We start from the raw sequence: 23,159 nt of genomic DNA on the forward strand, positions 1-23,159 counted from the left end.
GGCTTAGCGCGCCGACCCGGCGGGCTCCGCACGCTCCGCAACCGGGCGCACCGTGTCGCCTTCGTTCAGGAAGCCGCCGGCACGCAGCACGACCTTCTCGTTTCCTTCGAGACCGGAGGTGACGGCGATGCCCGAAGCCGCGACGAGGCCGGTCGTCACCTTGCGGCGGCGCACCTTGTTATCCTTGTCCACCACATAGACGAAGGAGCCATCCTCATCCGACAGGATCGCGCTTTCGGGCAGCTGCGGGGCCACCACCGTGCCGCTGTTGATCCGCACTTCGGCAAAGCCGCCGGGCCGCAGTTCGGGCGCATAGGCCAGCGCGACGCGGGCGATGCCCTGGCGGCTCTGCTCGTCGATCGTCGGCGCGACCTGCCATACCTGGCCGGTGAATTGCTTGCCGGTACCCACCGGAGTGACGGTGGCGCTGGTGCCCACGGACACGCGGGCGAGATCGGTCTCGCTGAGCCGCGCCTGCACTTCCATCTCCCCGCCCTTGGCGATGGAGAACAGCGCGGTGGAGCCCGCGCCGACCACCTGGCCCGGTTCCACACTGCGGGTCAGCAGCAGGCCCGCGGCGGGGGCGACGATATTCAGCCGGTCGTTGCGGGCCAGCAACTCGCGATATTGCGCTTCGGCGACCTTCACCCGCGCCACGGCCGCATCGCGCGTGGCGGTGAGGCGATCGACATCGGCCTTCGAGATGAAGCCGCGGTCGACCAGCTTGAGCGCACGGTCGAGATTGGCCTGCGCCAGTTCCGCATCCGCCTTGTTCACCGAAACGGTGGCAGCTGCGCTGGCGGCCTGCTGGCTCTGCACTGCGCGGTCGATCACCGCCAGCACCTGCCCCTGGCGCACCCATTCGCCCTGATCCACCGGCACCGAGACGACGCGGCCGCCTTCGCCCACCACGCCCACGGGCATTTCGCGGCGGGCAGCGATGGTGCCGGTGGCATTGATCACGCCGGCGATCGTGCCCTGCCCCGGGGCCAGCACGGTGACGCTGGGCACGGTTTCCGCATCCGCCGACAGATCGGCCTCTTCCCCGCCGCTCAGCAGCAGGGCAGCGGCGATCGCGATCAGCACGGCCGCGATCAACGCTGCCACGATGATGCGCCGCCGGCGCGTGGACGCAGCCGCGGCTTCGGTTTCGACCGTCTCGCCAGCCTCGGGATCGGCCGGGCCGCTGTAGTTCATGGTCGTTTCGTAGTTCATGCGCGCATTCAGCCCCTGGCTTCGCGGGCAGCAGTCACCGCCCGCGCCGGCCCAACGATATGGTGTTTTCCGCAAATCCTCGCGGAAAATTACGTCAGACGCCTTATACGCGGTGCGTTACTCAAGCAATCCACCACTCTGCGAGCGCGCGCCGGGGGCCGACGAGAGACTTGCCCGGCCCACACCAAAACGGGCGGACAAGCAGTGCTGTCCGCCCGTTCGGGGAATTTGTATCAAATTGTCCGCGCGTCAGCGCACGCGGCCCCGCTGGATCATGTTCACGATCGCCAGCAGTACAACCGCACCGACGAATGCGGTGATCAGGTACATCACCCAGTTCGCGTCGGTGGTGAGGAAGCCGGTGACATTCCCGATGGCGCTGCCGATGATGCCGCCAACGATGCCGACTATGATGTTCCAGAGAATGCCCATGGAGGCATCCCGGTTCATGACCATGCTCGCCAGCCATCCAGCTATGCCGCCGAGGATTATCGTCGCTATCCAACCCATTCCAGGCCCTCCTGTTAAGGGCGGCGCTTCATGCGTGCCCGCCGGATGAACGGCGCAGGAATGGTTGCGTTCCCTGGCGCGGCCAGGGGTGTCCGCGATGGACGCAGGAACGGTCAGTATTTCAGCTGGCGTTCGTAGAGATCGCGGTAATGCTGGATACGGGTGACGCGCAGGCCCTGCATGCCGGAACGATCCACGGCACGCTGCCAGCTGGCGAATTCCTCCAGCGTGAGGTTGTAGCGTTCGAGCACCTCGTCGATCGTCAGCAGGCCGCCATTGACGGCGGCGACCACTTCGGCCTTGCGGCGCACGACCCAGCGCTTGGTCGAGGGGGCCGGAAGATCGTCGAGAGTCAGCGGCTCGCCCAGCGGGCCGATTACTTGTGCCGGACGGATTTTCTGGTTCTCGATCATTGCTTCCCTCGGCTCGCGGGCCCTCGGCCGTGCTCTTGCGTGGAGCGATGTTGTGCGACGGTCACTTTGCGATTGCCTGAATGTTCAAGGTTAACGGGATTTTTACCATCGTGATGCCCGGGAATCCGTGGTTCGGACGAGGCATCGAAGGGGGCCACTCCGGGGCCGGCCTCTTCTTCTGCCTCGGATGAGGTGGCCGCGCGCACGCCACGCGAAGCGGCAAGCCGGTTCACCAAATCGGCCCAGGCGAGCTGCCGCAAGGGTTCGCTGCCATGCGCATCCGGCTCCACCGCCTGCCGATGCCCGGCCTCTGGGGTCTTTCCCTGGAACATGCCCCAGCCCTACCCCGGCAACCGTCAAGATCAGGTAAAGCCGGCGTTCACCACATGTTAGCCGGCGGTTTGGCAGCGCGGCGCCCGGCGTGTAAGGGCGGCGCGATGGAAAGCCGCCTCGAATCCCCCCTGCGTGCCGCGGCCCTGTTCGACCTTCCGCGCGATCCGGCCAGCTGCCGGATCGTGGTGGCTATGTCGGGCGGGGTGGACAGTTCCGTTGTCGCCGCGCTGGCCGCCGCCAGCGGCGCCGAGGTGATCGGGATCACGCTGCAGCTGTATGATTATGGCGCCGCCACCGGGCGCAAGGGCGCCTGCTGCGCGGGCGACGACATCCGCGATGCGCGGCAGGTCGCCGACCGCCTGGGCATCGCCCATTATGTGTTCGACCACGAAAGCGCCTTTCGCGAGGAGGTGGTGGAGCGCTTCGCCGAGGATTATCTCGAAGGCCGCACGCCGATCCCCTGCATTCGCTGCAACATGGGGCCGAAATTCACCGATCTGCTGCGCATGGCGCGCGAACTGGGCGCGGATTGCCTGGCGACCGGCCATTACGTGCGCCGCGTGGCGGGCCCCGCCGGGGCCGAACTGCACCGCGCGATCGATCCGGCGCGCGACCAGTCCTATTTCCTCTACGGCACCACCGAAGCGCAGCTCGACTACCTCCGCTTTCCGCTGGGCGGCCTGCCCAAGCAGGAGGTGCGGCGGATCGCCGGGGACTTCGGCCTTGCCGTGGCGGCCAAGCCCGACAGCCAGGACATCTGCTTCGTGCCTGATGGCGATTATGCGAAGATCGTCCGCTCCGTGCGGCCGGAGGGGGCGCGCGGCGGCAATATCGTCCATGCCGAAACCGGCGAAGTGATGGGCACGCATCAGGGCGTGATCCACTATACGGTGGGCCAGCGGCGGGGGCTGGAGATCGGCGGGCAGGCGGAGCCGCTGTATGTCGTGCAGCTCGATGCCGGCCGGGCCGAAGTGCGCGTGGGCCCGCGCCGGATGCTGGCGGTTGGCGCGGCGACCATCGTGGACACCAACCGCATCGGGCCGCTGCCGGCGGGGCCGCTCACCGCGAAAGTTCGCTCGCTGGCCCGGCCGGTGCCGGTGGAACTGGACGGGCCGCTGGGCGATGGCGCCGCCTGCACGATCCGCTTCGCCGAACCCGAATATGGCGTTGCGCCGGGGCAGGCGGCGGTAATCTATGCCGGGGAGCGGGTGCTCGGCGGCGGATGGATCGATTCGACCGAGCCGGCCTGACCTAGCGGTCCCAGCGGTCCAGCACGCAGCCATATCCTCTGCGGAATCGGGCGGTTTCGCTGGCGATCAGCGGAACCCGGGCGGTGACGCTTTTCGCTGCCTCGTCCTCGCTCAGGAACACCATTTCCATGCCGGGTTCGAAATCCTTCTTGCAGTCCGACAGGCTGCGGCCGGCCACGAAGCGGCAGGAACAGGCGGTGCGCGCGCCGAACGCAGTGCCAAGAGTGGTGTAGCCCCGGATCGGGGCCTGATAATACCATCCCAGCACCGCCAGCAGTACCACCGCCAGCAGCAGGATGCGCGGCCAGTGCCGGTTCGGCCCGATGCTGCGGTTCTTTGCGGTTGCCATTGCCCGATGCCTGGAGGAAGCAGCGCCGAGATGACGCCTGTGTTCAAGATCTGCCGCTCCCCTAGCCTCCGCGCCGCGCTGCTGCCAGCCCTGCTGCCGCTTCTCCTGCTCGGCGCCTGCAAGGAGGAGGGGCCGCCTCCGCCCCCGCCCGTCCCGCCCGAGGCGATGGCGGCGGTGGTGGCCGACCCCGGCACCGACCGGGAGAAGCTGGCGCGGGCGGTGGATGCGCTGTTCACCCGGGATGATCTCGGCGAAACGCGCGCGCTGATCGTGATGCATGCGGGGGAAGTGGCCGCCAGCCGCTATGGCGAGGGCTACGGCCCGGAAACGCCCTTCCTCGGCTGGTCCATGTCCAAGACCGTGACCGGCGTGCTGATCGGAATGATGGTTGCGGACGGGCGCCTGCGGCTCGACGAATCGCCGCCCATTCCGCATTGGCAGCGCGCCGGCGATCCCCGCGGCGAGATCACGCTGCGCCAGCTGCTGCAGATGCGCTCGGGCCTGCGGCACCAGGAGAAGGCGGAGCCTGTCTACACCTCGGACGAAGTGCGCATGCTGTTCCTCGACGGGCGCGACGACATGGCCGGCTGGGCGGAGGCGCAGCCGCTGGAGCATGAACCGGGCCGCGAGTTCGAATATTCGACCGCCAGCAGCGTGATCCTGTCCGACATCGCCACCCGCGTGCTGGCGCCCGACGGCACCCCCCAAGTCCGGCGCGAAGCCATGGACGATTTCCTCCACGCGCGGCTGGGCGTGCCGCTGGGGATGAAGTCGCTCACTGCCGAATATGACCGGGCGGGCACGATGATGGGCGGCAGCATGATATGGGCCACCGCGCCGGACTGGGCGCGCTTCGGCGAATTCCTGCGCCATGGCGGCTCGGTGAAAGGCGCGCAGATCGTGCCGCGCGGGTGGATCGACTTCATGAAGCACGCCAGCCCGCGCGCCCCGGATTATGGCGCCAGCGTGTGGCTCAACCGGGATTCGGGTGGCGACCGGCGCGTGCTGTTCCCCGATCAGGGCCCGGCCTCGCTGTTCGCGGCGGTGGGGCACCTCGGCCAGTACATCCTCGTCTCTCCCGCCCAGAAGCTGACGATCGTCAGGCTGGGCAAGACCGACGAGGAGGACCGGGCGGCGCTGGTGGAGGCGCTGGCGCAGGTGGCCGCGCTTTATCCCGCCGATTGAGGCTCAGCCGGGGAAGAAGCGCCCTTCCACCACGGTGACGCAGTGCCCGCCCAGCCAGGCCCGGTCACCCTCCAGCCGGCAGGTAAGATCGCCGCCCCGGGTCGAGGCCTGATGCGCGGTGAAGCTGCTGCGGCCGAGCCGTTCGGCCCATAGCGGGGTGAGCACCGCATGGGCGGAGCCGGTGACGCTGTCCTCATCCACGCCGGCGCCGGGCACGAAGACGCGGCTGACCACGTCGCTGTTCGCACCGGGTGCGGTGCAGATGAAGGCATTGTCCCCCAGCGCCGCGAGTCCGCGCAGATCGGGCTGCAGGCCGCGCACCGCAGCTTCGCTTTCGAAGAAGAACACGTCGTAGCCATCGGCATTGCGCCACACTTCCACCGGCTGCGCGCCAAGCAGCGCCGCGGCTTCGGGCCAGTCGGACCGCTCGGTGGCGATGGCCGGCAGAGCCAGTTCATAGCCGCCCCGGTGATCGCTGGTGGGGGCCATGCGCCGCACTTCCAGCACGCCCGCCTTGCGGGTGCGGAAGGTCACGCGGTCACCCCCATCGCGGCAGAGCAGAACATGGCCGCTCGCCAGCGTGGCATGGCCGCACAGGCGAATTTCCTGCGTCGGGGTGAACCAGCGCAGCTCGCAATCCGACGCACCGCCGGCATCGGGCAGGAGGAAGGCGGTTTCGGCGAACATGTTCTCCGCCGCGATGGCGCAGAGCTGGTCGTCCGCCAGCCATTCCTCCAGCAGCATGACCGCTGCCTGATTGCCGGCGAAGGGGCGCGCGGCGAAGGCATCGACATGCCAGTAGGGCAGGCTGTTGCGGCTCATTCCTGGTCCTTCAGCTTGGCGAACTCGTCATCCTCGGCCAGCTCGTTGCCGGGCTCGTCCACATGGCCGGCAGGGTCGATATGGATGAAAATGTCGGTATCGGGGAACGCCGCCTGCAGATCGGCCTCCACCTGTTCGAGGATCGCATGGGCGCGGGCGACGCTCATGCTGCCGGGCAGATCGACGTGGAACTGCACGAAATCCCGCTCGCCACTGCTGCGGGTGCGCAGATCGTGCAGCTTGCTGAGCTCCGGATGGCGCGCAGCCCGCTCCACGAAGGCAAGGCGCTTCTCCTCCGGCCATTCGCGGTCCATCAACGCGTCCACCGCCTCTACCGAGGCATGCCACGCGCCCCACAGCAGCCAGCCGGCGATAAGCAGGCCGAACAGTGGATCGGCCCGCCCGAAGCCGAGATATTGATCCAGCACCAGCGCCGCGATCACCGCGAGGTTCAGCAGCAGGTCGGACTGGTAGTGCAGATTGTCCGTGCGGATCGCCACCGAGCCGGTGCTGCGGACCACATGCCGCTGCCATGCCAGCAGCGCGAAAGTGGCGCCGATGGCAATCACCGACACGGTGATGCCCTCACCCGCGGCCTGCGTCCGCCCGCCGTCCAACAGGCCGAGCACGGACCGGAAGCCGATGGCCCCGGCAGACAGCACGATCAGGATCACCTGGAACATGGCCGCCAGCGCCTCCGCCTTGCCATGGCCGAAGCGATGCTCCTCATCCGCGGGCTGCGCGGCGATCCAGACCCCGGCCAGCGTCGCCAGGCTGGCGACGAGATCGAGCGCCGAATCGGCGAGGCTGCCGAGCATGGCCGTCGATCCGGTGCGCCACACGGCCCACATCTTGAGCGTGGACAGGAACAGCGCCATCGCGATGGAGGCGAAGGCGGCGCTGCGCGTCAGCCATGCGCGCGAAGGGGCGCGATCCTCCCGCCCGGCTGCCCTCATGGGTAGAGCAGGGCGCTCTGCCAGCCCCCATTCACCCGGTTGAACTGCCGCCGCTCGTGCAGGCGGTGCGCGCGATCCTGCCAGAACTCCATCCGCACGGGCGCGAGACGGAAGCCGGTCCAGTGCGGCGGGCGGGGGATTTCGCCGTCGCCATAGGCGGCGCGCAGCTGCTCCACGCGGTCCAGATAGGTCTGGCGCGAAGCCAGCGGGCGCGACTGGTCGCTGGCGGCCGAGCCAAGCTGCGAATCGGGATGGCGCGAGTGGAAATAGGCATCGGCCTCTGCCGCCGTCACTTCACTCAGCGGCCCTTCGATGCGGATCTGCCGCCGCAGGCTCTTCCAGTGGAACAGCAGCGCGGCCTGCGGATTGGCGAGGATTTCCCCGCCCTTCCGGCTCTGCGCATTGGTGTAGAACACGAAACCATCGGGGTCGTGACCCTTCAGCAGCACCATCCGCACGGAGGGCGCGCCCTCCGGCGTCGCCGTGGCGAGCGCCATGGCATTGGCGTCGTTCGGCTCGCTGGCGCGCGCCTCTTCGAACCAGGCGTCGAACAGGGCGAAGGGGTCGGTGGCGGGGATGGCGTCGGCTGCAGGTTCCATGGCCTGCCACTATCCTTTCCGCCGCGCGCAGGAAAGTGTTGCGCTTGCGCCGGATCATTGCATTACCTAGCTAACACACCATGGCAGATCCATACGCAACACTGGGCGTGGCCCGCACCGCGAGCGAGCAGGACATCAAGTCTGCCTATCGCAAGCTCGCCAAGGAATTGCACCCCGACCGGAACAAGGACAAGCCCGACGCTTCCGAGCGGTTCAGCGAAGTGACCCGCGCCTACGACCTGCTGTCCGACAAGGACAAGCGGGCGCAGTTCGACCGGGGCGAAATAGACGCCGACGGCAACCCCGCCATGCCCTTCGGCAATGGTGGGTTCGGCGGCTTCGGCGGCCGGCCCGGCGGTGGCCAGTCGCGCAGCTATTCCGCGCGCGACTTCGAAGGCATGGGCGGCGAGGAAGTGGATCTGGGCGACATCTTCGAAGGGCTGTTCGGCGGCCGCGGCGGCATGGGCGGCGCGCGCGGCGGCGCGGGCTTCGGCCGGCGCCCCCCGCCACCCCCGCCGCAGCGCGGGGCCAATGTCTCCTACAAGCTGCGCGTGCCCTTCGCCGATGCGGCGGCGCTGAAGCCGCAGCGCATCACGCTGGGCGACGGCAAGACGATCGACCTCAAGCTGCCCGAAGGGGTGGAAGACGGCACGCAGATGCGCCTCAAGGGCAAGGGCCAGCCCGGCCCCGCCGGCAGCGGCGATGCGCTGGTGACGGTGGAGATCGAGCCGCATGCCTTCTTCACCCGCGATGGCGACGACATCCGGCTGGAACTGCCGGTCACGCTGGACGAGGCGGTGAACGGGGCAAAGGTGAAGGTGCCCACCGTGGAAGGCGCGGTGATGATGACGGTGGCGCCCGGCTCCGCTTCGGGCAAGATCCTGCGCCTCAAGGGCAAGGGCTTTTCCCGCAAGGGCGGCGGGCGCGGCGATCAGCTGGTGCGGCTGGAAGTCACCCTGCCCGCCGATCTGGCCGAACTCACGCGCAGGCTGGAAGGCTGGCACGATACGGCGGCGGTGCGGAACCATCTGGGCGTCTGAACCGCTGGGGCAGGCCGGGCGGTATGGTCCGCCGGGGGCTCGACAGGCAGCCGGTGCCTGATAGGTAGGGCGCATGGTTGCACCGCTGCATCCGGAGCAGGACATCCCCGAAGCGCCGCAGGTGGACCTTTCGCCCGAGGGGCGGCGGCGCGAAGCTCTGCGCCACCGCGCCGGCTTGGCGGAGCGGATGGCCGAAGACGTGGGGCTGGGCGGCCGGGCTTTTGAAATCCTGCGCCGCGTGGCCCTGGGTACCTATAACGACGGCTTCATCCACGCGGGCAATCTCGCCTATATGGCGATCCTGGCGATCTTCCCCTTCTTCATCACCGGTGCGGCGATCTTTTCGGCGTTCGGCGAAGAGCATGAGCGGATGGCCTCCATCAATGCGGTCCTCACGGCCCTGCCGCCGGTGGTGCGCGAAGTGATCGAGCCGGTCGCCCGCAATGTGGTGGAACAGCGCAGCGGCTGGTTCCTGTGGGCCGGCGGATTGTTCGGCCTGTGGACGGTGGGCAGCCTGGTGGAAACGATCCGCGACATGCTGCGGCGCGCCTATGGCACCAAATCCACCAAGGCTTTCTGGAAATACCGGCTGCTGTCGACCGGGATCATCGTGGGCGCGGTGGTGCTGCTGTTGCTGAGCCTGATCGCCCAGGTGCTGATCGGCGCGGCGCAGGAATTCATCTCCATCTGGCTGCCCGAACTGGAAAGCGCACTGGGCGAATTGTCGCTTTCGCGGGTCATACCTGCCTTCGGACTCTTCGGCTCCATCTACCTGCTGTTCTACACGCTGACCCCGGCGGCCTATCGCAACCGGCGCTATCCCAAATGGCCCGGTGCGCTGCTCGTCACCGGCTGGTGGGTGCTGGTGACCATCTGGCTGCCGCCGGTGCTGCGCACGATGTTTTCCTACAATCTCACCTACGGCTCGCTGGCCGGAATCATGATCACGCTTTTCTTTTTCTGGCTCGTCGGCTTAGGGATGGTCATGGGTGCGGAGCTGAACGCCGCGCTGGCCGAAACGCCCGAGGAGGAACAGGATCGGGTGGGCCAGCTCGACAACCGGCAGCGCCGGATGCACGGAAAATAATACGGAGGAAGGCAAGCGATGGGTTCGCTGATGCAGGGCAAGCGCGGTCTGATCATGGGCCTCGCGAACGAAAAGTCGCTGGCCTGGGGCATTGCGAAGAAGCTGCGTGAAGAAGGTGCGGAACTGGCGTTCTCCTATCAGGGGGACGCGCTGCTGAAGCGGGTGAAGCCGCTGGCGGAACAGCTCGGTTCGGACTTCCTCCTGGAATGCGACGTGTCCGACATGGAGGCGCTGGACGGCACCTTCGCGGCACTGAAGGCACGCTGGGAAACGATCGACTTCGTGGTCCATGCGATCGGCTTTTCCGACAAGAACGAGCTGCGCGGCCGCTATGTCGATACCAGCCTCGACAATTTCCTGATGACCATGAACATCTCCGCCTATTCGCTGGTGGCGGTGGCGCGCCGCGCCGCGGCAATGATGCCGCCGCTCGCGGAAGACGGCAGCGGCGGGGGCTCGATCCTCACCCTCACCTATTACGGTGCTGAAAAGGTCGTGCCGCATTACAATGTGATGGGCGTGGCCAAGGCGGCGCTGGAAACCAGCGTGCAATATCTCGCCAACGACCTGGGGCCGGGCGGCATCCGCGTGAATGCGATCAGCGCTGGCCCGATCAAGACGCTGGCGGCCAGCGGCATCGGCGATTTTCGCTATATCCTCAAATGGAACGAGCTGAATTCGCCCATGCGGCGCAATGTCACCATCGAGGATGTCGGCGGCGCAGGGCTGTATATGCTATCGGACCTGTCATCCGGCGTTACCGGTGAAGTGCATCATGTGGATGCCGGTTACCACGTCGTCGGCATGAAGCAGGAGGACGCGCCGGACATCTCGCTGGCCTGAGCTTTCCCGCCTGCTTTGTTCGTGGTATGTTCCTGATATGGAGTGATTCGGATCAGGGGATGCCAATGCTTACCGGTGGATGCCGCTGCGGTGAGGTGCGTTACGAGGTCGAAGGGCCGGTGCTGCACCATGCCCTGTGCCATTGCGGCGATTGCCGGGCGTCCTCCGGCGCGCCCGTGATGGCGTGGATGGCCTTTGCCCAAGATGGCTTTCGCGTGACCAAGGGCACGGCCAAGGCCTTTCACGGATCGGGGGGCTCCGTCCGCCATTTCTGCGGCACATGCGGCAGTGGGCTCTATTTCCTCAATGCGGAGATGCTGCCCGGGGTGGTGGACATCCAGTCGGCCACGCTGGACGACGCGGCGGAGCATGCGCCCACGGCGCAGATCCAGACGGCGGAACGGCTGCCGTGGATGACGCGGCTTGGCGAAATGGCGGAGTTCGAGCGGTTTCCCGGCGGCTGATCCGGGGCGTTACCCAGCCTTGCGGAGAGCGGGCTGCACGGCCCCGGGCGCAAGCTGGGGCTGATCCGGCCAGATCCCGCGCGTGTCATAGACCACCTTGTCCGCCCGCTCGGCCAGCGGCACGGATTTGAACACATCGTGATCCACCAGCACGATCAGCACGTCGCATTCTTCCAGCGCCGTATCGATGTCGATCGCGCTGGCGCCCGTGCCTTCGAATTCGCGCGGCAGCTCGGCGGCATAGGGTTCCACCACATGGATGCGGCTGCCGAAGCGCCGTGCGAGGGTGGCGGCCACCAGCCGGGCCGGGCTTTCGCGAAAATCGTCGATATTCGCCTTGAAGGCTAGGCCCAGGCAGGCGACCTTCGCGCTGGGACTTGCCTCCACGAGCGCACTCGCGCGGGCGATGACATGGTGGATCTTGTTATCGTTCACCCCGCGCGCCGTGCGGATCAGCGGCGTCTGTTCAGGCGCGCCATGGACGATGAACCACGGGTCCACCGCGATACAGTGGCCGCCCACGCCCGGACCGGGGTTGAGGATGTTGACCCGCGGATGCCGGTTGGCGAGGCGGATCACCTCCCATACGTCCAGCCCCATGGCATCGGCGACCACCGAAAGCTCGTTGGCAAAGGCGATGTTCACGTCGCGATAGGCGTTTTCGACCAGCTTGGTCATTTCCGCGCTCGCCGCGTCGGTAGTCACGCAGGTGCCGCGCACGAAGCGCTTGTAGAAGGCCAGCGCCTTGCGCGCGCACCGCGGCGTGATGCCGCCGATGGAGCGATCGTTGTTGGTCAGCTCCTCGAGAATGCGGCCGGGCAGCACACGCTCGGGGCAATAGGCGATGGAGACGTCGGGCGTCCCTTCGCAGAGGCCGGGCATGGCGAGATCCGGCCGTTCGGCGGCGATCATGTCGCGCATTTCCACGGTCGTACCGACGGGCGAGGTCGATTCGAGGATGATCGTATCGCCCGGCTTCAGCACACGCGCCACGTTTCGCGCAGCTTCGAGCACATAGGAGATGTCGGGCGTATGCCGGCCGTCCTTATGGAAGGGGGTAGGCACGGCGATCACGAAGACGTCGGCAGGGGCGATATCGGTCGCCGCCGACAGCAGGCCGCGCTGCACCACACCGTGCACCAGCCCGTCGAGATCGACTTCCTCGATATGGATTTCGCCCCGGTTGATCGTATCCACCACGGCTTGCGACACATCCACGCCGCGCACGCGCATCCCGGCGCGGGCGATCACCGCCGCCGTGGGCAGGCCGATGTAGCCGAGTCCGATCACACTGACCGTGGGAAGTTCCTGTCCGCGCATGAATCGCCTTTCGCCGTCTGGTCCGGGCATCGCGCAAAAGGGTGAAGGAAGCGGTAACGCTTCCGCCAACATGTCAGGCGGCGGCGAGCAGTTCCGCGATCCGCCCCGCGCTCCTGCCGTCGCCGAAGGGGTTATGCGCCCGCGCCATGGCGGAATAGGCATCCGGATCGTCGAGCAGGCGTGTGGCCTCGGCCACGATCCGCTCCGCATCGGTGCCCACCAGCCGCGCGGTGCCGGCGATCACGCCCTCCGGCCGTTCGGTGGTCTCGCGCATCACCAGCACGGGCTTGCCCAGCGCTGGCGCCTCTTCCTGCACGCCGCCGCTGTCGGTCAGCATCAGCGTGGACATATCGAGCAGGCGGGCGAAGTGGGGATAGTCGAGCGGCTCGATCAGGGCGACGTTCTCCAGCCCGCCCAGCGCCTCGTTCATCACCTGCCGCACATTGGGATTGAGATGGACGGGGAAGATCACCGCCGCGTCCGGCCTTGCGGCCAGGGTGCGGACGGCCTGGGCGATCGCTTCCATGCCGCCCCCGAAATTTTCGCGCCGGTGGCTGGTGACGCCGATGATCCGCTTCCCGGCAAAGCGCGCCTCCAGATTGGCAAGGCCGCCGGCAAGATTGGGCTCGCGCGCGATGCGCCCGGTGATCCAATGCAGCGCGTCGATCACCGTATTGCCGGTGACATGCACGGTAGAGGGGGCGACATTCTCCCGGCGCAGCGCCTCGGCCGCCGTCTCCGTGGGCGCGCAATGCAGTGCGGCGATCGCGCCGATGACCTTGCGATTCACCTCCTCCGGCCAGGGGTGATAGATGTTCCCGCTGCGCAGCCCTGCCTCCACATGCGCGACGCGGATCTTGCGGTAATAGGCGGCCATGGCGCCGGCCATGGCGGTGGCCGTATCGCCCTGCACCACCACCCAGTCCGGCCGCTCCTCATCCATCACCGCGCCGAGGCCCGTAAGCAGCCGCGCCGTGAGCGCATCCAGCGTCTGGTCCGGCGTCATCAGGTCGAGATCGTGATGGGGGACCACGCCGGAAATCTCCAGCACCTGATCGAGCATCCCGCGATGCTGCGCGGAAACGCACACGCGGCTGTCAAAGCGCGCGTCCGCTTCCAGCACATGAATGAGGGGAAAGAGCTTGATGGCTTCCGGCCGCGTGCCGAAAACGGTGAGGATGCGCTGTGGGGCAGTCATGCCCCAGCCCCCTAGCGTATTTTGGTTAAGCGCCTGCTTACAGCAGATTGTCCTGCCACATCATCAAGGTCTCCTCGAAGTAGCGGGCCATGGCGCGAGCAGCGCGATCGCTGAGCGAGATGAAGGCCCGGCGGCGATCCTGCTCGTCCTGCTCCCGCTCCAGCCAACCCGCCGCCACCATCTCGTTTATCCAGCGCAAGGCGGTGGTCGTCGGGACACCGCTCGCCAGGCATAGCGAGGACACCGAGACACGCTTGTGCTCGCCACGCGCGGCGGTGGGTCGAGCAGCATGTCCCATGCGGGCTCCCCGAACAACTGGGGGTCAAATGCGTTGCTACGCAACCGCCTCTGTTTGGCGATAAGGCGCACAAGCCGCGGGTCCGGCAGCGGCGGCTTGGCCTTGGGGGTAACACGCGAATCGCTCCGGTCCGGCCCCGCGCGCGGACGGTCAAGGTAAGCAATCCTGTCGGACGGCAGAACGATGTCAGGCGAGTCTTCCTCCTCGTCCCGCAAAGCGACTAGACGGGCGGCGATGCTTTCGACCTGCTCCGTCAACTCCTGAAGCACAACATGCGATCTGTGAGGCATTTTCACCTCTCAACGTTGATTGTGCGCAGACTCTTCGCGTTTCCACCTAGGGCCGCAAGGGTTTATTAATAAGGGTCATTTCGTATCTGGCCATTCGTTCGGTTTTCAGTCATCGTGCCGTTTCGGCACAAATCGGCAGCAACCGTCCGAACCCCCGCATCTATCCGTATCGCCGCGGCTGAGAGACACACGACGGCCGGAGCGGACTTGAAAAAATCAACAATAAATTGTCGGAGTCAAACGGGCCAGGCATTCGTTTGGCCTCATAACGATTCGCTCCGCACCCGAATCGGTGTCGCACCGGACAGGGGTGAACGCGTTAGGCCGGCCCGTCTCAGTTTTGCGGCGGCTGGGCGAGCTTGGCGGGATCGACGACGCGCGGCGTCTCGTCGGCCGGGCGCGGGGCCTGCGAATCGTCGCCTTCCTGCGCCGCGCGCTGGCGTTCGGCATATTGCCGCTCGATTTCTTCGACACGCGACTGGGTATCGGCCGCTTCCTCGTTGATCGTCGAGAGCCGCTCGGCCCGCGCCTGCGCGATCAGTTCGCTGAAGCGAACGTTGGAGCCCGCGCGCTTTTCGGCATAGGCCGCCTCGATCATCTGGGCAGTGCAGCCCAGTTCGCCGCCGGCACCGATCGTGGTGCAGGAAAGCGGACCGAAATCGCCCACCGTTTCATAAGCGAGGACCTTCTGGCTCCAGGCTTCATTGGCCGGATCATCGCTCTGGCGGAGCCGCTCGGGAATGCGATAGCGCTCGGTCTCGTCCAGCCGCGCGCACACGGTGATTTCGCCCTCGGTGGATTTGGGGCACTCGTCATCCCCATAGATGATGACGGTGTTGACCCGGTCTCCCGCCGCTTCCTGCGCGGAGGCAGGCGAGGCGCCGAGGCCGACGGCGGCCGAAAGGGCGAACAGGGCGACGGCGAGGCGAGTCATGGCGTTATCCTTCAGGCGCGGGCGCTCCGCCCGGAAAACTTGTGCGCGGCGGCGGCCTTAATCAAGGCTCACAGCGGTGAACCGTTACTGAAGCGTGCGGCAGGCTGTCCTTGTTCCTGCGCAAAAGCGCCCGGCGCCTAGAATTTCTCGGCCAGCCGGATGGCTACGCGGCAGCCCAGCCGGATGGCACCCGACAGCAACGGATAGGCGGGCGCCCGCTCCGCCCCAGCGGCCAGCGCCATATCGCGGTGCTCCCGCTCTTCCTCGCGGAAACGCGTGACGAGATCGGCGAGCTCGGGATCGTCGCCATCCCGCTCCAGCTCTTCCAGCTGCGCGCTGTAATGGCGATCGATCTCCTCCTCCACGGCGGCGGTGCACGCCATCGCCGCTTCGGGCCCCAGCAGGGCGGTGCCCGCCCCCAGCGCGTATCCGGCGACCGACCAGAAAGGCTGCAGGATCGTGGGTCGCACGCCGCGCCGGGCCATCAGCGCATCGAAGGCGGCGCGGTGCTGTTCTTCCTGTTCGGCCATGGCGCGTATTTCGGGACCGTGAGGGCCGCGTTCCCCCATGACCACCAGCTGGCCGGCATAGATCCGCGTGGCGCCGAACTCGCCCGCCTGGTCCACCCGGATCATATGGGAACGGTCTTTCATCCCTTCCTGTCTAGCCCGAGAAGGCGGAAGATCGCCAGACCTGAAATGGTAGAGAACAGCGCGTTCCAACCGGCAAGGGAAATGCCGAACAGGCTCCACTGCACTTCGTCGCAGCGCACCAGCGGGGCATTCATGATCGCGTCCAGCGGATCGCCCCCGCCCGCGCCCACCGGCCGCGAACAGGTCGTAAGGCCTTCCCACCAGCCATATTCCACGCCGGCATGGAACACGCCGATGAGGCCCGAGATCATGATCGCTGCCGCCGCCAGAGCGAGAAGGAAGGTACGGGCGCCCGGCCGTGCGCCGAGCGAGACGAGCCCCAGCACGAGCGCGATGAAATGCGGATAGCGCTGCCACCAGCACATCTCGCACGGAAACAGGCCGAAGACATATTGCGAGATATAGGCCCCGCCCAGCAGCAGGGCAGGCACGGCGATGGCGAGCCGCTGGGCCAGCCGGAAAGATGACGTCATGCCCCTGCCCCGATCAGTTGCGCGCAGCGACCGCGGTCCGCGCGCCGGTGCGGCGCAGCGTCTTCAGCGCATAGTCGAGCTGGAAGTCGGTGATGCCTTCCTTCTCCAGCTCCTCCGCCGTGGCGGTGAAGCGCGGATCCGGCTTGGCATCGTTCTCCAGATCCTTGTCCTCCAGCTTGATCTCGTTGATCAGATGCCCCCGCAGATCGCTTTCGCGCAGGGCGAATTTCTCGCGCTTGGCGGCATCGGGATCGGAAAGCTGCGGCACGCGGATATCCGGCTCGATCCCGCCTTCCTGCACCGAACGCCCGCTGGGCGTGTAATAGCGGGCGGTGGTGAGCTTCAACGCGGCGTCGCGCGTGATCGGCAGCAGCGTCTGCACGCTGCCCTTGCCGAAGCTGCGCTCCCCCATGACCAGCGCGCGATGCTGATCCTGCAGCGCACCAGCCACGATCTCGCTGGCGGAGGCAGAGCCCGCGTCGATCAGCACGATCATCGGCACGCCCGGCGCCGCTTCGCCCCGGTAATAGCTTTCCGCGTCGTAATAGATCGTGTCCTTCTTGGTCCGGCCGCGCTGCGAAACGATCACCCCATTGCTGAGGAAGAGGTCGCTCAACGCCACCGCCTCGTCCAGCGAGCCGCCGGGGTTCTTGCGCAGATCCAGCACCAGCCCGGTTAGCTTGCCACCCGCCTTGCTGCGCAGATCGGTAATGGCGGAGTTCACATCCTTGCCGACGTCGCGGCTGAATTCGTTCACGCTGATGACGCCGACGCCGCCATCCTTGATTTCCCAGGTCACGGGCTCCAGCTCGATCAGGCCGCGCGTCACCGTCACTTCCACCGGCTCGTCCCGCCCGGGGCGATAGAGGCGCAGATCCACCGTGCTGCCCGCCGGGCCGCGCATCTGGGCCACCGCATCATCCAGGTCGAGGCCGTAGATCAGATTGCCGTTGAGATGGGTGATGTAATCGCCCGCCTTGATGCCCGCCTTTTCCGCGGGGCTGCCCTTGAAGGGGGAGACGACCTTCACCGCGCCATCATCCATCTGCACCGAGATGCCGAGGCCCTGATAATTGCCGTCGATCATCGTTTCGAGCCGTTCGAGCGCCGCGCCATCCAGATAGGCCGAGTGCGGATCGAGTGCAGCCAGCATGCCGTCGATGGCGCCGCGGATCAGCACGTCGTCATCCACCGGCTCCACATAGCTGGCCTTGATGCGCTGGTAGGTCGCGAAGAGCTTGGCAAACTCCGGCGAGGCGGAGCCCTCCACCTCGGCAAAGCCGGCGGTGGTGGCGGGGAGCAACGCAACGGCAGTGACAAGCGCGGTGGCGCGCAGCGGCCCTGCGATTCTACGGGCAATGTTCATGCGATCAGATCCTGCAATATCCGCCCGTTCTATCGCGCATCGGCGCTTAACGCCAGATGAGGGCGGGACGCGGCGTAGAAGGGGCGGCGCCCGCTCAACCGATGAAACGTAGCGGGTTCACCGGCTCGCCCCCTTGCCGAAGTTCCAAGGTGATCGCCGGCCGATCGGGCGCGGCAATTCCGATGGGCGAGCCAGCCACCACGTCCTGCCCCACCCCTGCCTCGGCGCGGGCAAGGCCCGTGACGAGGCTGGTCCAGCCGCCCTCATGCTCGATAATGACGATGCGGCCATAGCCGCGATAGGGGCCGGCAAAGACTACCCGGCCGGCGGCGGGGGCGACCACCTGTGCTCCGCCGCGAGGCGCCAGCGTGAGCCCCGTGCTGCGCCCGCCGTCGATCGGCGCGCCAAAGCCGGTAACCGTGCGCCCCGTCACCGGCAGAAGATAGGGCGCCGGGGGGTTGGTGCTGCCTTCCGGCTGATCCGCTGCCTGCCCCCGGGCAACCCGCGCCTGGTCCGGCCGGGGCGGGCGCAACACGGGGCCGGGCAGCGCGGCCAGCTGTCGGCGCAGCGCAGCCGCCCGGTCGAGCTCGCCCACCAGCGTATCGAGATCGCGCGCCTGTTCCCCCAGGGCCAGCGCCCGCTCCGCCTCGCGCGCAGCGGTGCCCCCGGCCTGGCGCAGCGCCAGCCGCTGGCGCGTTTCGAGCATGGCGAGCTGCTGCCGGCGCTCCGCCAGCTGCCGTTCCTCCGCCCGGAGCACGCCGGCGGCCTCTTCGGCTTCACGGCGCAAGGCGCGGCTGCGGGCGATACGCTGGCGCAGCGCGGCGGTGCGCTGGTGCACCTGGGGCACAGCGCTGTCCAGCATCGCCCGCAGATAGACCACCTGTTTCACCGAGCCCGGCCGCAGGAGCGAAAGCCCCACGGGGCGGCGGGAGAATTGCTGCAGCGCCGCCGTCAGCTGCACCACCGGCCGCTGCTGCGCCCCCAGTTGCTCGCGCAGGATCGCCCGTTCACGGTCCACCAGCGCGATGCGGGCTTCCGCCGCGGCAATGCCCGCTTCGGCCTGCTGGATACGCGCCGCCAGCGCCGCGGCCTGGCGCGCGGTGCGTTCCGCGGCGCTGCGCACCTGCGCGGCTTCGGCTTCCAGGGCAGCGCTGCGCCGCTCCGCCGCCTGCCGTTCGGCCAGAGCGGCGCGCAGCGCGGCGCGCGTTTGCGCAGGATCGTCGTAGAGGGGCACGCGCTGCGCCGCAGCGGCGGAAGCCAGCAGCGCCAGCATGGGCAGGAGGATCAGCCGCTTCACCCGCTCAGCCTGCCCGATGATAGGGATGGCCGGCAAGGATGCTGGTGGCGCGGAACAATTGTTCCATCAGCATGGCGCGCGCGAGCAGATGAGGCCAGGTGGCCTTGCCGAAGGCGAGCAGCAGGTCGGCCGCTTCCCGTTCAGCAGCCGAATGGCCGTCGGCCGCGCCGATCATGAAGCGCGCCTCGCGTATGCCGTTGTCCCGCCAGTCTTCGAGAACGCCGGCAAAGGCGGGCGAATCGAGCTGCTTCCCCTTCTCGTCCAGCAGCACCGTGCGGTACGGCGTGGGCGGATCGGGAATCCGGCCGCCGGTTTCGGGCAGCTCCGTCAGCTTCAATGGCCAGGTGATGCGCTTCTCGTAGCGCGCGACCAATTCCGCTTCGGGGGAGCGCCCGATCTTTCCGCGTGCGATGACATGCAGCTGCATGGGCGACCCTTAGCCGCCCTTGCGCTGCGATTTAAGGGGGTCAGGCCCGCCCGGCCGCAGCCGACGGTGCATCCTCCCCGAAACCCCACATGCGCTCGAGATTGTAGAAGCTGCGCACTTCGTGGCGGAACAGGTGGACCACCACGTCCCCCGCGTCGATCAGCACCCAGTCGGCAGCCGGGAGGCCTTCGATGCGGGGCGAGCCGTGCCCTTCCTTCTTGAGCCGCTCGGCAATCTTGCCGGCCATCGCCGCGACCTGCCGCGTGGAGCGGCCGGTGGCGATCACCATGTGATCGGCAATGCTCGACTTGCCTTCAAGTGGGATGGAAACGACGTCCTGCGCCTGATCTTCGTCCAGCTGGTCGAGCACGAGCGCGTGCATGGAGCCGGGTTCGGCGGAATGGGAGAGAGGTGTGTCAGCCATGGTGATGATGGTCGATGCGCCGGAATGCTCCGGCAGGGCTTGCGCCTGGGTCATCGCTGCTTGTCATGCTCCTTCTTGGCAATGGGCGATCGCGACCAGTGGAAGACTCGGCCGGGAACGCGGGACGCATCATGCGCCACCATCCCTTGCCGCGCCGTTCATGGCCGGATCGTGAATGAGGGAATGCGTTATCCCGTCCCTGGGCGGCGGACCGTTGAAGCGGCTGGCCCAGTCGGGATCCGCCCGGCGTATGTCTGTCGCCGAACGCGGATCAGGATCGAAACGCAGTTCAATCAGCGCAGGTGCGCTCCATTTGCCCCGGTTGCGAAATCCGGCTGCGGATAACCGGTAGCGCCGCAGCCAGGCCATCGCGGGGCTCGCGAGGGCGTCATCATCATAACCCGGGCGCGCGATCACCGCAATCGGCATTTCCTGGGCGACCCGGCGCCAGTTCTTCCACCGATGAAACTGGGCCAGATTGTCCGCACCCATCAGCCACACGAAACGGCGGCGCGGAAACCGGCGGGTGAGCGCGCGCAGCGTGTCCGCCGTGTAGCGCGTGCCCAGCTCGCGCTCGATCGCAGTCACGCGGATCGGCGCCCGGCGCGCCATCACGCGGGCGGAGCGGACGCGCGTGGAGAGCGGGGCCATGCCGGCTTTCGGCTTCAGCGGATTGCCCGGCGACACCAGCCACCAGACCTCTTCCAGCCCGAGCGCCGGCATCGCGAAGACGGAGATCCGCCGATGGGCGGCGTGCGCCGGGTTGAAGCTGCCCCCCAGCAGCCCGATCACGGGATAGCGATGCCGCACGTCAGGCCGGCCGGCCGCTCATCCCGGCGTGCGCCGCGGCGATACGCGCCCGGACACGTAGCTGCCCTGCGTCTCGAACATCCAGCCGGGATATTCGCGGGGCAGGGCGCTCAGCTGGCCGAGCTCGTCCAGTTCCTCGCGCGTCAGTTCCACCTCCACGCTGGCGAGATTGTCCTGCAGCTGGTCCGCCCGCTTTGCGCCGATGATGATGGTGGACACCACCGGCTGGTACAGCAGCCAGGCGAGCGCAATCTGCGCGACGGAGACGCCGCGCTTCTCCCCCATGGTACGCATGGCATCGACCAGCGGCGCGGCGCGCTGCAGGTCCACCGGCGGGAAGTTGAAGCCGGAGCGGCGGCCTTCGCCCTCCGTCCCCTCGTCGGTGAAGCGATATTTGCCGCTCAGCAGCCCGCCGGCGAGCGGCGACCAGACCATGAGGCCGAGCCCTTCGCTGCGCATCATCGGCACCAGTTCCCGCTCCAGATCGCGGCCCGCGACCGTGTAATAGGCCTGCAGCGAGGCGAAGCGGGCGAAGCCGCGCCGCTCCGAAATGCCCAGTGCCTTGGCGATCTGCCAGGCGGCCCAGTTGCTGACGCCCACATAGCGCGCGCGCCCCGACCGGACGATGTCGTTCAGCGCTTCCAGCGCCTCTTCCATCGGCGTCACCGGATCCCAGCCATGGATCTGGTAGAGATCGACATGGTCGAGCCCCAGCCGGGCGAGGCTAGCATCGATCTGGTCGAGCAGGTGCTTGCGGCCGGTCCCTGCCTCGTTCGGCCCTTCGCCCATGGCGCCCATGGCCTTGGTCGCGATCACCACGTCGGCACGCGGGATGCCCAGCGCCTTCAGCGCGCCGCCAACGAATTCTTCCGACTGGCCGGTGGTATAGACATTGGCGGTGTCGATGAAATTGATCCCGCCATCCAGCGCCTGCTTCACCAGCGCGGTGGAACCATCCTGGTCGAGCCCGTGAATCTGGCCGAAGCGGCCGGGATTGGTGCCGAAGGTCATTGCCCCCAGGCACAGTTCGGAAACGATCAGGCCGGTGTTGCCGAGCTGGTTGTAACGCATGCGAAAGACTCCTCTGCCCGGTCCGCCGCAGAGTGTAGCCTGCGCCGGCTGCGCTTCAAGGGCGCTCCTGCCCCTCGCCGCGGACCTGCCACTTGTAGGTGGTGAGGCCTTCCAGTGCCACCGGCCCGCGCGCATGCAGCCGCCCGGTGGCGATGCCGATCTCCGCCCCCAAGCCGAATTCGCCGCCATCGGCGAACTGGGTGGAGGTGTTTACCATCACGATGGCGCTGTCCACTTCGGCCAGGAAGCGCTCCGCCACCGCGGCATCGGCGGTGATGATCGCGTCCGTATGGCCGGAGGAGTGGCGGGCGATATGCTCCAGCGCGGCGTCGAGCCCGTCGACCACCGCCACGGAGGCGATCGCATCGAGATATTCCGTGTCCCAATCCTCGCTGCTGGCGGGCAGGATGCGCGGATCGAGCGAGCGGGCGCGGGCATCGCCGCGCAATTCGCAGCCGGCATCGAGCAGCGCCGCCACCACATCGCCGCTGGCGGGGAAGCTGGCATCGAGCAGCAGCGTTTCCAGCGACCCGCAGATGCCCGTGCGCCGCATCTTGGCGTTGAGCACCAGCTTGCGCGCCATCTCCGGATCGGCGGCGGAATGGACATAGGTGTGGCAAATGCCGTCGAGATGGGCGAGCACCGGCACGCGCGCATCGGTCTGCACCCGCTCCACCAGTCCCTTGCCGCCGCGCGGCACGATCATGTCGATCAGCCCCTGCGCGCGCAGCATGGCGCCCACGGCTTCGCGATCCTGCGTCGGCATCAGCTGCACCGCCGCTTCGGGCAGGCCGGCAGCGGTGAAGCCTTCGACCATCGCTGCGTGGATCGCGCGATTGGAATGCACCGCCTCGCTCCCGCCGCGCAGCAGCACCGCATTGCCGCTGCGCAGGCACAGCGAGGCGGCATCGGCCGTCACATTGGGGCGGCTTTCGTAGATGATCCCGATCAACCCGATCGGGATGCGGACGCGGGAGAGGGCGAGGCCGCTGGGCGCGGCAGTGCGATCGATCACCTGGCCGACCGGATCCGGCAGGGTCGCAACGGCTTCCAGCGCTCCGGCGATGCCTTCCAGCCGCCCCTCGTCGAGCCGCAGCCGATCGAGCATGGCGCCGGTAAGGCCATTCGCCTCCCCCGCCGCCACGTCGCGCGCATTGGCGGCGAGGATGGTGCCGGACGCGTCCCGCAGCCGTGCCGCAGCAGCCCGCAGGGCTTCCGCCTTCTGTTGATCGCTGGTGCCGGCCAGCCGGCGCTGTGCGGCGCGTCCGGCGCGTGCCAGATCGGCCACAAGCGCGTCGTGATCGGTGCGGGTCTGTTCAAGCGTGCTCATGCGCCGGGCCCTTATCATCCGCTCCCCCGCTTGTCAGACGCTTTCGTGCCGAGTCGCCTTGTGAACAGATGGCAGGATTTCGGCCAGCGCCCTTTTGTTCCCGCTGCGGAGCGGTATGATTAACACTTCATCGCAAAAGCGGTTCGCTTCGCCCCGTCGGCGGCGCGACGGATTCGACCCCACCGGCCTTGCTGCGTAGCGG

Annotated in this window: 27 protein-coding genes; 6 read left to right on the top strand and 21 right to left on the bottom strand. The window is 67.6% G+C overall.

Features of this window, described 5'->3' with window-relative positions; translation table 11 throughout:
* Positions 1–3 precede the first annotated feature (3 nt).
* The 4 genes from AEB_RS02620 to AEB_RS18055 form a co-directional block, all read right to left on the bottom strand.
* Complete coding sequence (locus AEB_RS02620) at positions 4–1,215, bottom strand: efflux RND transporter periplasmic adaptor subunit (protein WP_119081802.1); 1,212 nt, start codon at positions 1,213–1,215, stop codon at positions 4–6.
* A 249-nt stretch (positions 1,216–1,464) separates the two neighbouring features.
* Positions 1,465–1,725 (bottom strand): GlsB/YeaQ/YmgE family stress response membrane protein, encoded by a 261-nt coding sequence (locus AEB_RS02625; RefSeq protein WP_119081803.1) that lies wholly within the window; start codon positions 1,723–1,725, stop codon positions 1,465–1,467.
* Between the two features lie 113 nt (positions 1,726–1,838).
* Positions 1,839–2,138 (bottom strand): CtrA inhibitor SciP, encoded by a 300-nt coding sequence (gene sciP, locus AEB_RS02630; protein WP_119081804.1) that lies wholly within the window; start codon positions 2,136–2,138, stop codon positions 1,839–1,841.
* On the bottom strand, positions 2,135–2,470 hold the full coding sequence (locus AEB_RS18055) for a hypothetical protein (RefSeq protein ID WP_145985258.1): 336 nt from the start codon (positions 2,468–2,470) through the stop codon (positions 2,135–2,137). Before AEB_RS18055 ends, sciP begins: the two co-directional genes overlap by 4 nt.
* 105 nt (positions 2,471–2,575) lie before the next feature.
* Between AEB_RS18055 and mnmA the strand changes: the two genes are divergently transcribed.
* Positions 2,576–3,721, top strand: coding sequence for a tRNA 2-thiouridine(34) synthase MnmA (gene mnmA, locus AEB_RS02635; protein WP_119081805.1), 1,146 nt, complete (start codon positions 2,576–2,578; stop codon positions 3,719–3,721).
* 1 nt (position 3,722) lies between these two features.
* On the opposite strand, the gene AEB_RS02640 is transcribed toward mnmA, so the two are convergent.
* A complete protein-coding gene (locus tag AEB_RS02640; RefSeq protein WP_119081806.1) occupies positions 3,723–4,070 on the bottom strand; it encodes a hypothetical protein in 348 nt (115 codons plus the stop codon).
* Between the two features lie 30 nt (positions 4,071–4,100).
* Here AEB_RS02640 and AEB_RS02645 point away from each other — a divergent pair, with 30 nt between their 5' ends.
* Entirely contained in the window at positions 4,101–5,255 is a 1,155-nt protein-coding gene (locus AEB_RS02645) for a serine hydrolase domain-containing protein (RefSeq protein WP_119081807.1), read from the top strand.
* A gap of 3 nt (positions 5,256–5,258) precedes the next feature.
* On the opposite strand, the gene AEB_RS02650 is transcribed toward AEB_RS02645, so the two are convergent.
* The 3 genes from AEB_RS02650 to pdxH are packed head-to-tail and all read right to left on the bottom strand — an operon-like array spanning position 5,259 to position 7,632.
* Complete coding sequence (locus tag AEB_RS02650; RefSeq protein ID WP_119081808.1) at positions 5,259–6,077, bottom strand: PhzF family phenazine biosynthesis protein; 819 nt, start codon at positions 6,075–6,077, stop codon at positions 5,259–5,261.
* Positions 6,074–7,033 (bottom strand): cation diffusion facilitator family transporter, encoded by a 960-nt coding sequence (locus AEB_RS02655; RefSeq protein ID WP_119081809.1) that lies wholly within the window; start codon positions 7,031–7,033, stop codon positions 6,074–6,076. Before AEB_RS02655 ends, AEB_RS02650 begins: the two co-directional genes overlap by 4 nt.
* Entirely contained in the window at positions 7,030–7,632 is a 603-nt protein-coding gene (pdxH, locus tag AEB_RS02660; protein ID WP_119081810.1) for a pyridoxamine 5'-phosphate oxidase, read from the bottom strand. The genes AEB_RS02655 and pdxH overlap by 4 nt, the downstream gene beginning before the upstream one ends.
* Before the next feature lie 80 nt (positions 7,633–7,712).
* On the opposite strand from pdxH, the gene AEB_RS02665 reads away from it, so the two are divergent.
* From AEB_RS02665 to AEB_RS02680, 4 genes are all read left to right on the top strand, one after another.
* On the top strand, positions 7,713–8,672 hold the full coding sequence (locus AEB_RS02665; RefSeq protein WP_119081811.1) for a DnaJ C-terminal domain-containing protein: 960 nt from the start codon (positions 7,713–7,715) through the stop codon (positions 8,670–8,672).
* 73 nt (positions 8,673–8,745) lie between these two features.
* Positions 8,746–9,759 carry a YihY/virulence factor BrkB family protein gene (locus tag AEB_RS02670; protein ID WP_119081812.1) on the top strand — a complete coding sequence of 338 codons (1,014 nt, stop codon included), beginning with the start codon at positions 8,746–8,748 and terminating at the stop codon, positions 9,757–9,759.
* 18 nt (positions 9,760–9,777) lie between these two features.
* Positions 9,778–10,602, top strand: coding sequence for an enoyl-ACP reductase FabI (gene fabI, locus AEB_RS02675; protein ID WP_119081813.1), 825 nt, complete (start codon positions 9,778–9,780; stop codon positions 10,600–10,602).
* A 59-nt stretch (positions 10,603–10,661) separates the two neighbouring features.
* The gene (locus AEB_RS02680; RefSeq protein ID WP_119084410.1) at positions 10,662–11,066 is read left to right on the top strand and encodes a GFA family protein; all 405 of its coding nucleotides are present in this window, start codon (positions 10,662–10,664) and stop codon (positions 11,064–11,066) included.
* 9 nt (positions 11,067–11,075) lie between these two features.
* Here the strand turns inward: AEB_RS02680 and wecC are convergent, their stop codons facing one another.
* The 13 genes from wecC to AEB_RS02745 all read right to left on the bottom strand — a co-directional run bounded on the left by wecC (position 11,076) and on the right by AEB_RS02745 (position 22,957).
* Positions 11,076–12,386, bottom strand: coding sequence for a UDP-N-acetyl-D-mannosamine dehydrogenase (gene wecC, locus AEB_RS02685; RefSeq protein ID WP_119081814.1), 1,311 nt, complete (start codon positions 12,384–12,386; stop codon positions 11,076–11,078).
* A 73-nt stretch (positions 12,387–12,459) separates the two neighbouring features.
* The gene (gene wecB, locus AEB_RS02690) at positions 12,460–13,584 is read right to left on the bottom strand and encodes a non-hydrolyzing UDP-N-acetylglucosamine 2-epimerase (RefSeq protein WP_119081815.1); all 1,125 of its coding nucleotides are present in this window, start codon (positions 13,582–13,584) and stop codon (positions 12,460–12,462) included.
* A gap of 37 nt (positions 13,585–13,621) precedes the next feature.
* Positions 13,622–13,882 (bottom strand): winged helix DNA-binding protein, encoded by a 261-nt coding sequence (locus AEB_RS02695; protein ID WP_331851751.1) that lies wholly within the window; start codon positions 13,880–13,882, stop codon positions 13,622–13,624.
* Between the two features lie 624 nt (positions 13,883–14,506).
* Entirely contained in the window at positions 14,507–15,106 is a 600-nt protein-coding gene (locus tag AEB_RS02700; RefSeq protein WP_188115287.1) for a hypothetical protein, read from the bottom strand.
* Positions 15,107–15,243: 137 nt separating this feature from the next.
* Positions 15,244–15,759 (bottom strand): demethoxyubiquinone hydroxylase family protein, encoded by a 516-nt coding sequence (locus AEB_RS02705; protein WP_119081816.1) that lies wholly within the window; start codon positions 15,757–15,759, stop codon positions 15,244–15,246.
* Positions 15,756–16,232, bottom strand: coding sequence for a disulfide bond formation protein B (locus tag AEB_RS02710; protein ID WP_119081817.1), 477 nt, complete (start codon positions 16,230–16,232; stop codon positions 15,756–15,758). The genes AEB_RS02705 and AEB_RS02710 overlap by 4 nt, the downstream gene beginning before the upstream one ends.
* 13 nt (positions 16,233–16,245) lie before the next feature.
* Entirely contained in the window at positions 16,246–17,598 is a 1,353-nt protein-coding gene (locus AEB_RS02715) for a S41 family peptidase (protein WP_119081818.1), read from the bottom strand.
* A 94-nt stretch (positions 17,599–17,692) separates the two neighbouring features.
* Positions 17,693–18,931 (bottom strand): murein hydrolase activator EnvC family protein, encoded by a 1,239-nt coding sequence (locus tag AEB_RS02720; protein WP_231958871.1) that lies wholly within the window; start codon positions 18,929–18,931, stop codon positions 17,693–17,695.
* Positions 18,900–19,322, bottom strand: coding sequence for a 23S rRNA (pseudouridine(1915)-N(3))-methyltransferase RlmH (locus AEB_RS02725; protein WP_119081819.1), 423 nt, complete (start codon positions 19,320–19,322; stop codon positions 18,900–18,902). Before AEB_RS02725 ends, AEB_RS02720 begins: the two co-directional genes overlap by 32 nt.
* A 40-nt stretch (positions 19,323–19,362) precedes the next feature.
* Positions 19,363–19,800, bottom strand: a complete 438-nt coding sequence (rsfS, locus tag AEB_RS02730; RefSeq protein ID WP_119081820.1) for a ribosome silencing factor — start codon at positions 19,798–19,800, stop codon at positions 19,363–19,365.
* 75 nt (positions 19,801–19,875) lie between these two features.
* Complete coding sequence (locus tag AEB_RS02735; protein WP_119081821.1) at positions 19,876–20,556, bottom strand: nicotinate-nucleotide adenylyltransferase; 681 nt, start codon at positions 20,554–20,556, stop codon at positions 19,876–19,878.
* 18 nt (positions 20,557–20,574) lie between these two features.
* Positions 20,575–21,627: an aldo/keto reductase gene (locus tag AEB_RS02740; RefSeq protein WP_119081822.1), complete on the bottom strand. Its 1,053-nt coding sequence runs from the start codon at positions 21,625–21,627 to the stop codon at positions 20,575–20,577.
* A 55-nt stretch (positions 21,628–21,682) separates the two neighbouring features.
* Positions 21,683–22,957, bottom strand: a complete 1,275-nt coding sequence (locus AEB_RS02745) for a glutamate-5-semialdehyde dehydrogenase (protein WP_119081823.1) — start codon at positions 22,955–22,957, stop codon at positions 21,683–21,685.
* Between the last annotated feature and the right edge of the window lie 202 nt (positions 22,958–23,159).

Source organism: Altererythrobacter sp. B11, from assembly GCF_003569745.1.
Taxonomy (GTDB): Bacteria; Pseudomonadota; Alphaproteobacteria; order Sphingomonadales; family Sphingomonadaceae; genus Croceibacterium_C.

Bases quoted from the DNA above. Each gene is read 5' to 3' on its own strand.
- AEB_RS02640 (WP_119081806.1), bottom strand. From the start codon at position 4,070: ATGGCAACCGCAAAGAACCGCAGCATCGGGCCGAACCGGCACTGGCCG.
- AEB_RS02670 (WP_119081812.1), top strand. From the start codon at position 8,746: ATGGTTGCACCGCTGCATCCGGAGCAGGACATCCCCGAAGCGCCGCAG.
- AEB_RS18055 (WP_145985258.1), bottom strand. From the start codon at position 2,470: ATGTTCCAGGGAAAGACCCCAGAGGCCGGGCATCGGCAGGCGGTGGAG.
- AEB_RS02655 (WP_119081809.1), bottom strand. From the start codon at position 7,033: ATGAGGGCAGCCGGGCGGGAGGATCGCGCCCCTTCGCGCGCATGGCTG.
- AEB_RS02705 (WP_119081816.1), bottom strand. From the start codon at position 15,759: ATGAAAGACCGTTCCCATATGATCCGGGTGGACCAGGCGGGCGAGTTC.
- AEB_RS02715 (WP_119081818.1), bottom strand. From the start codon at position 17,598: ATGAACATTGCCCGTAGAATCGCAGGGCCGCTGCGCGCCACCGCGCTT.
- AEB_RS02680 (WP_119084410.1), top strand. From the start codon at position 10,662: ATGCCAATGCTTACCGGTGGATGCCGCTGCGGTGAGGTGCGTTACGAG.
- AEB_RS02740 (WP_119081822.1), bottom strand. From the start codon at position 21,627: ATGCGTTACAACCAGCTCGGCAACACCGGCCTGATCGTTTCCGAACTG.
- wecC (WP_119081814.1), bottom strand. From the start codon at position 12,386: ATGCGCGGACAGGAACTTCCCACGGTCAGTGTGATCGGACTCGGCTAC.
- rsfS (WP_119081820.1), bottom strand. From the start codon at position 19,800: ATGACCCAGGCGCAAGCCCTGCCGGAGCATTCCGGCGCATCGACCATC.
- AEB_RS02625 (WP_119081803.1), bottom strand. From the start codon at position 1,725: ATGGGTTGGATAGCGACGATAATCCTCGGCGGCATAGCTGGATGGCTG.
- AEB_RS02700 (WP_188115287.1), bottom strand. From the start codon at position 15,106: ATGACTCGCCTCGCCGTCGCCCTGTTCGCCCTTTCGGCCGCCGTCGGC.
- mnmA (WP_119081805.1), top strand. From the start codon at position 2,576: ATGGAAAGCCGCCTCGAATCCCCCCTGCGTGCCGCGGCCCTGTTCGAC.
- sciP (WP_119081804.1), bottom strand. From the start codon at position 2,138: ATGATCGAGAACCAGAAAATCCGTCCGGCACAAGTAATCGGCCCGCTG.
- pdxH (WP_119081810.1), bottom strand. From the start codon at position 7,632: ATGGAACCTGCAGCCGACGCCATCCCCGCCACCGACCCCTTCGCCCTG.
- AEB_RS02725 (WP_119081819.1), bottom strand. From the start codon at position 19,322: ATGCAGCTGCATGTCATCGCACGCGGAAAGATCGGGCGCTCCCCCGAA.
- AEB_RS02665 (WP_119081811.1), top strand. From the start codon at position 7,713: ATGGCAGATCCATACGCAACACTGGGCGTGGCCCGCACCGCGAGCGAG.
- AEB_RS02745 (WP_119081823.1), bottom strand. From the start codon at position 22,957: ATGAGCACGCTTGAACAGACCCGCACCGATCACGACGCGCTTGTGGCC.
- fabI (WP_119081813.1), top strand. From the start codon at position 9,778: ATGGGTTCGCTGATGCAGGGCAAGCGCGGTCTGATCATGGGCCTCGCG.
- AEB_RS02645 (WP_119081807.1), top strand. From the start codon at position 4,101: ATGACGCCTGTGTTCAAGATCTGCCGCTCCCCTAGCCTCCGCGCCGCG.
- wecB (WP_119081815.1), bottom strand. From the start codon at position 13,584: ATGACTGCCCCACAGCGCATCCTCACCGTTTTCGGCACGCGGCCGGAA.
- AEB_RS02620 (WP_119081802.1), bottom strand. From the start codon at position 1,215: ATGAACTACGAAACGACCATGAACTACAGCGGCCCGGCCGATCCCGAG.
- AEB_RS02650 (WP_119081808.1), bottom strand. From the start codon at position 6,077: ATGAGCCGCAACAGCCTGCCCTACTGGCATGTCGATGCCTTCGCCGCG.
- AEB_RS02695 (WP_331851751.1), bottom strand. From the start codon at position 13,882: ATGGGACATGCTGCTCGACCCACCGCCGCGCGTGGCGAGCACAAGCGT.
- AEB_RS02710 (WP_119081817.1), bottom strand. From the start codon at position 16,232: ATGACGTCATCTTTCCGGCTGGCCCAGCGGCTCGCCATCGCCGTGCCT.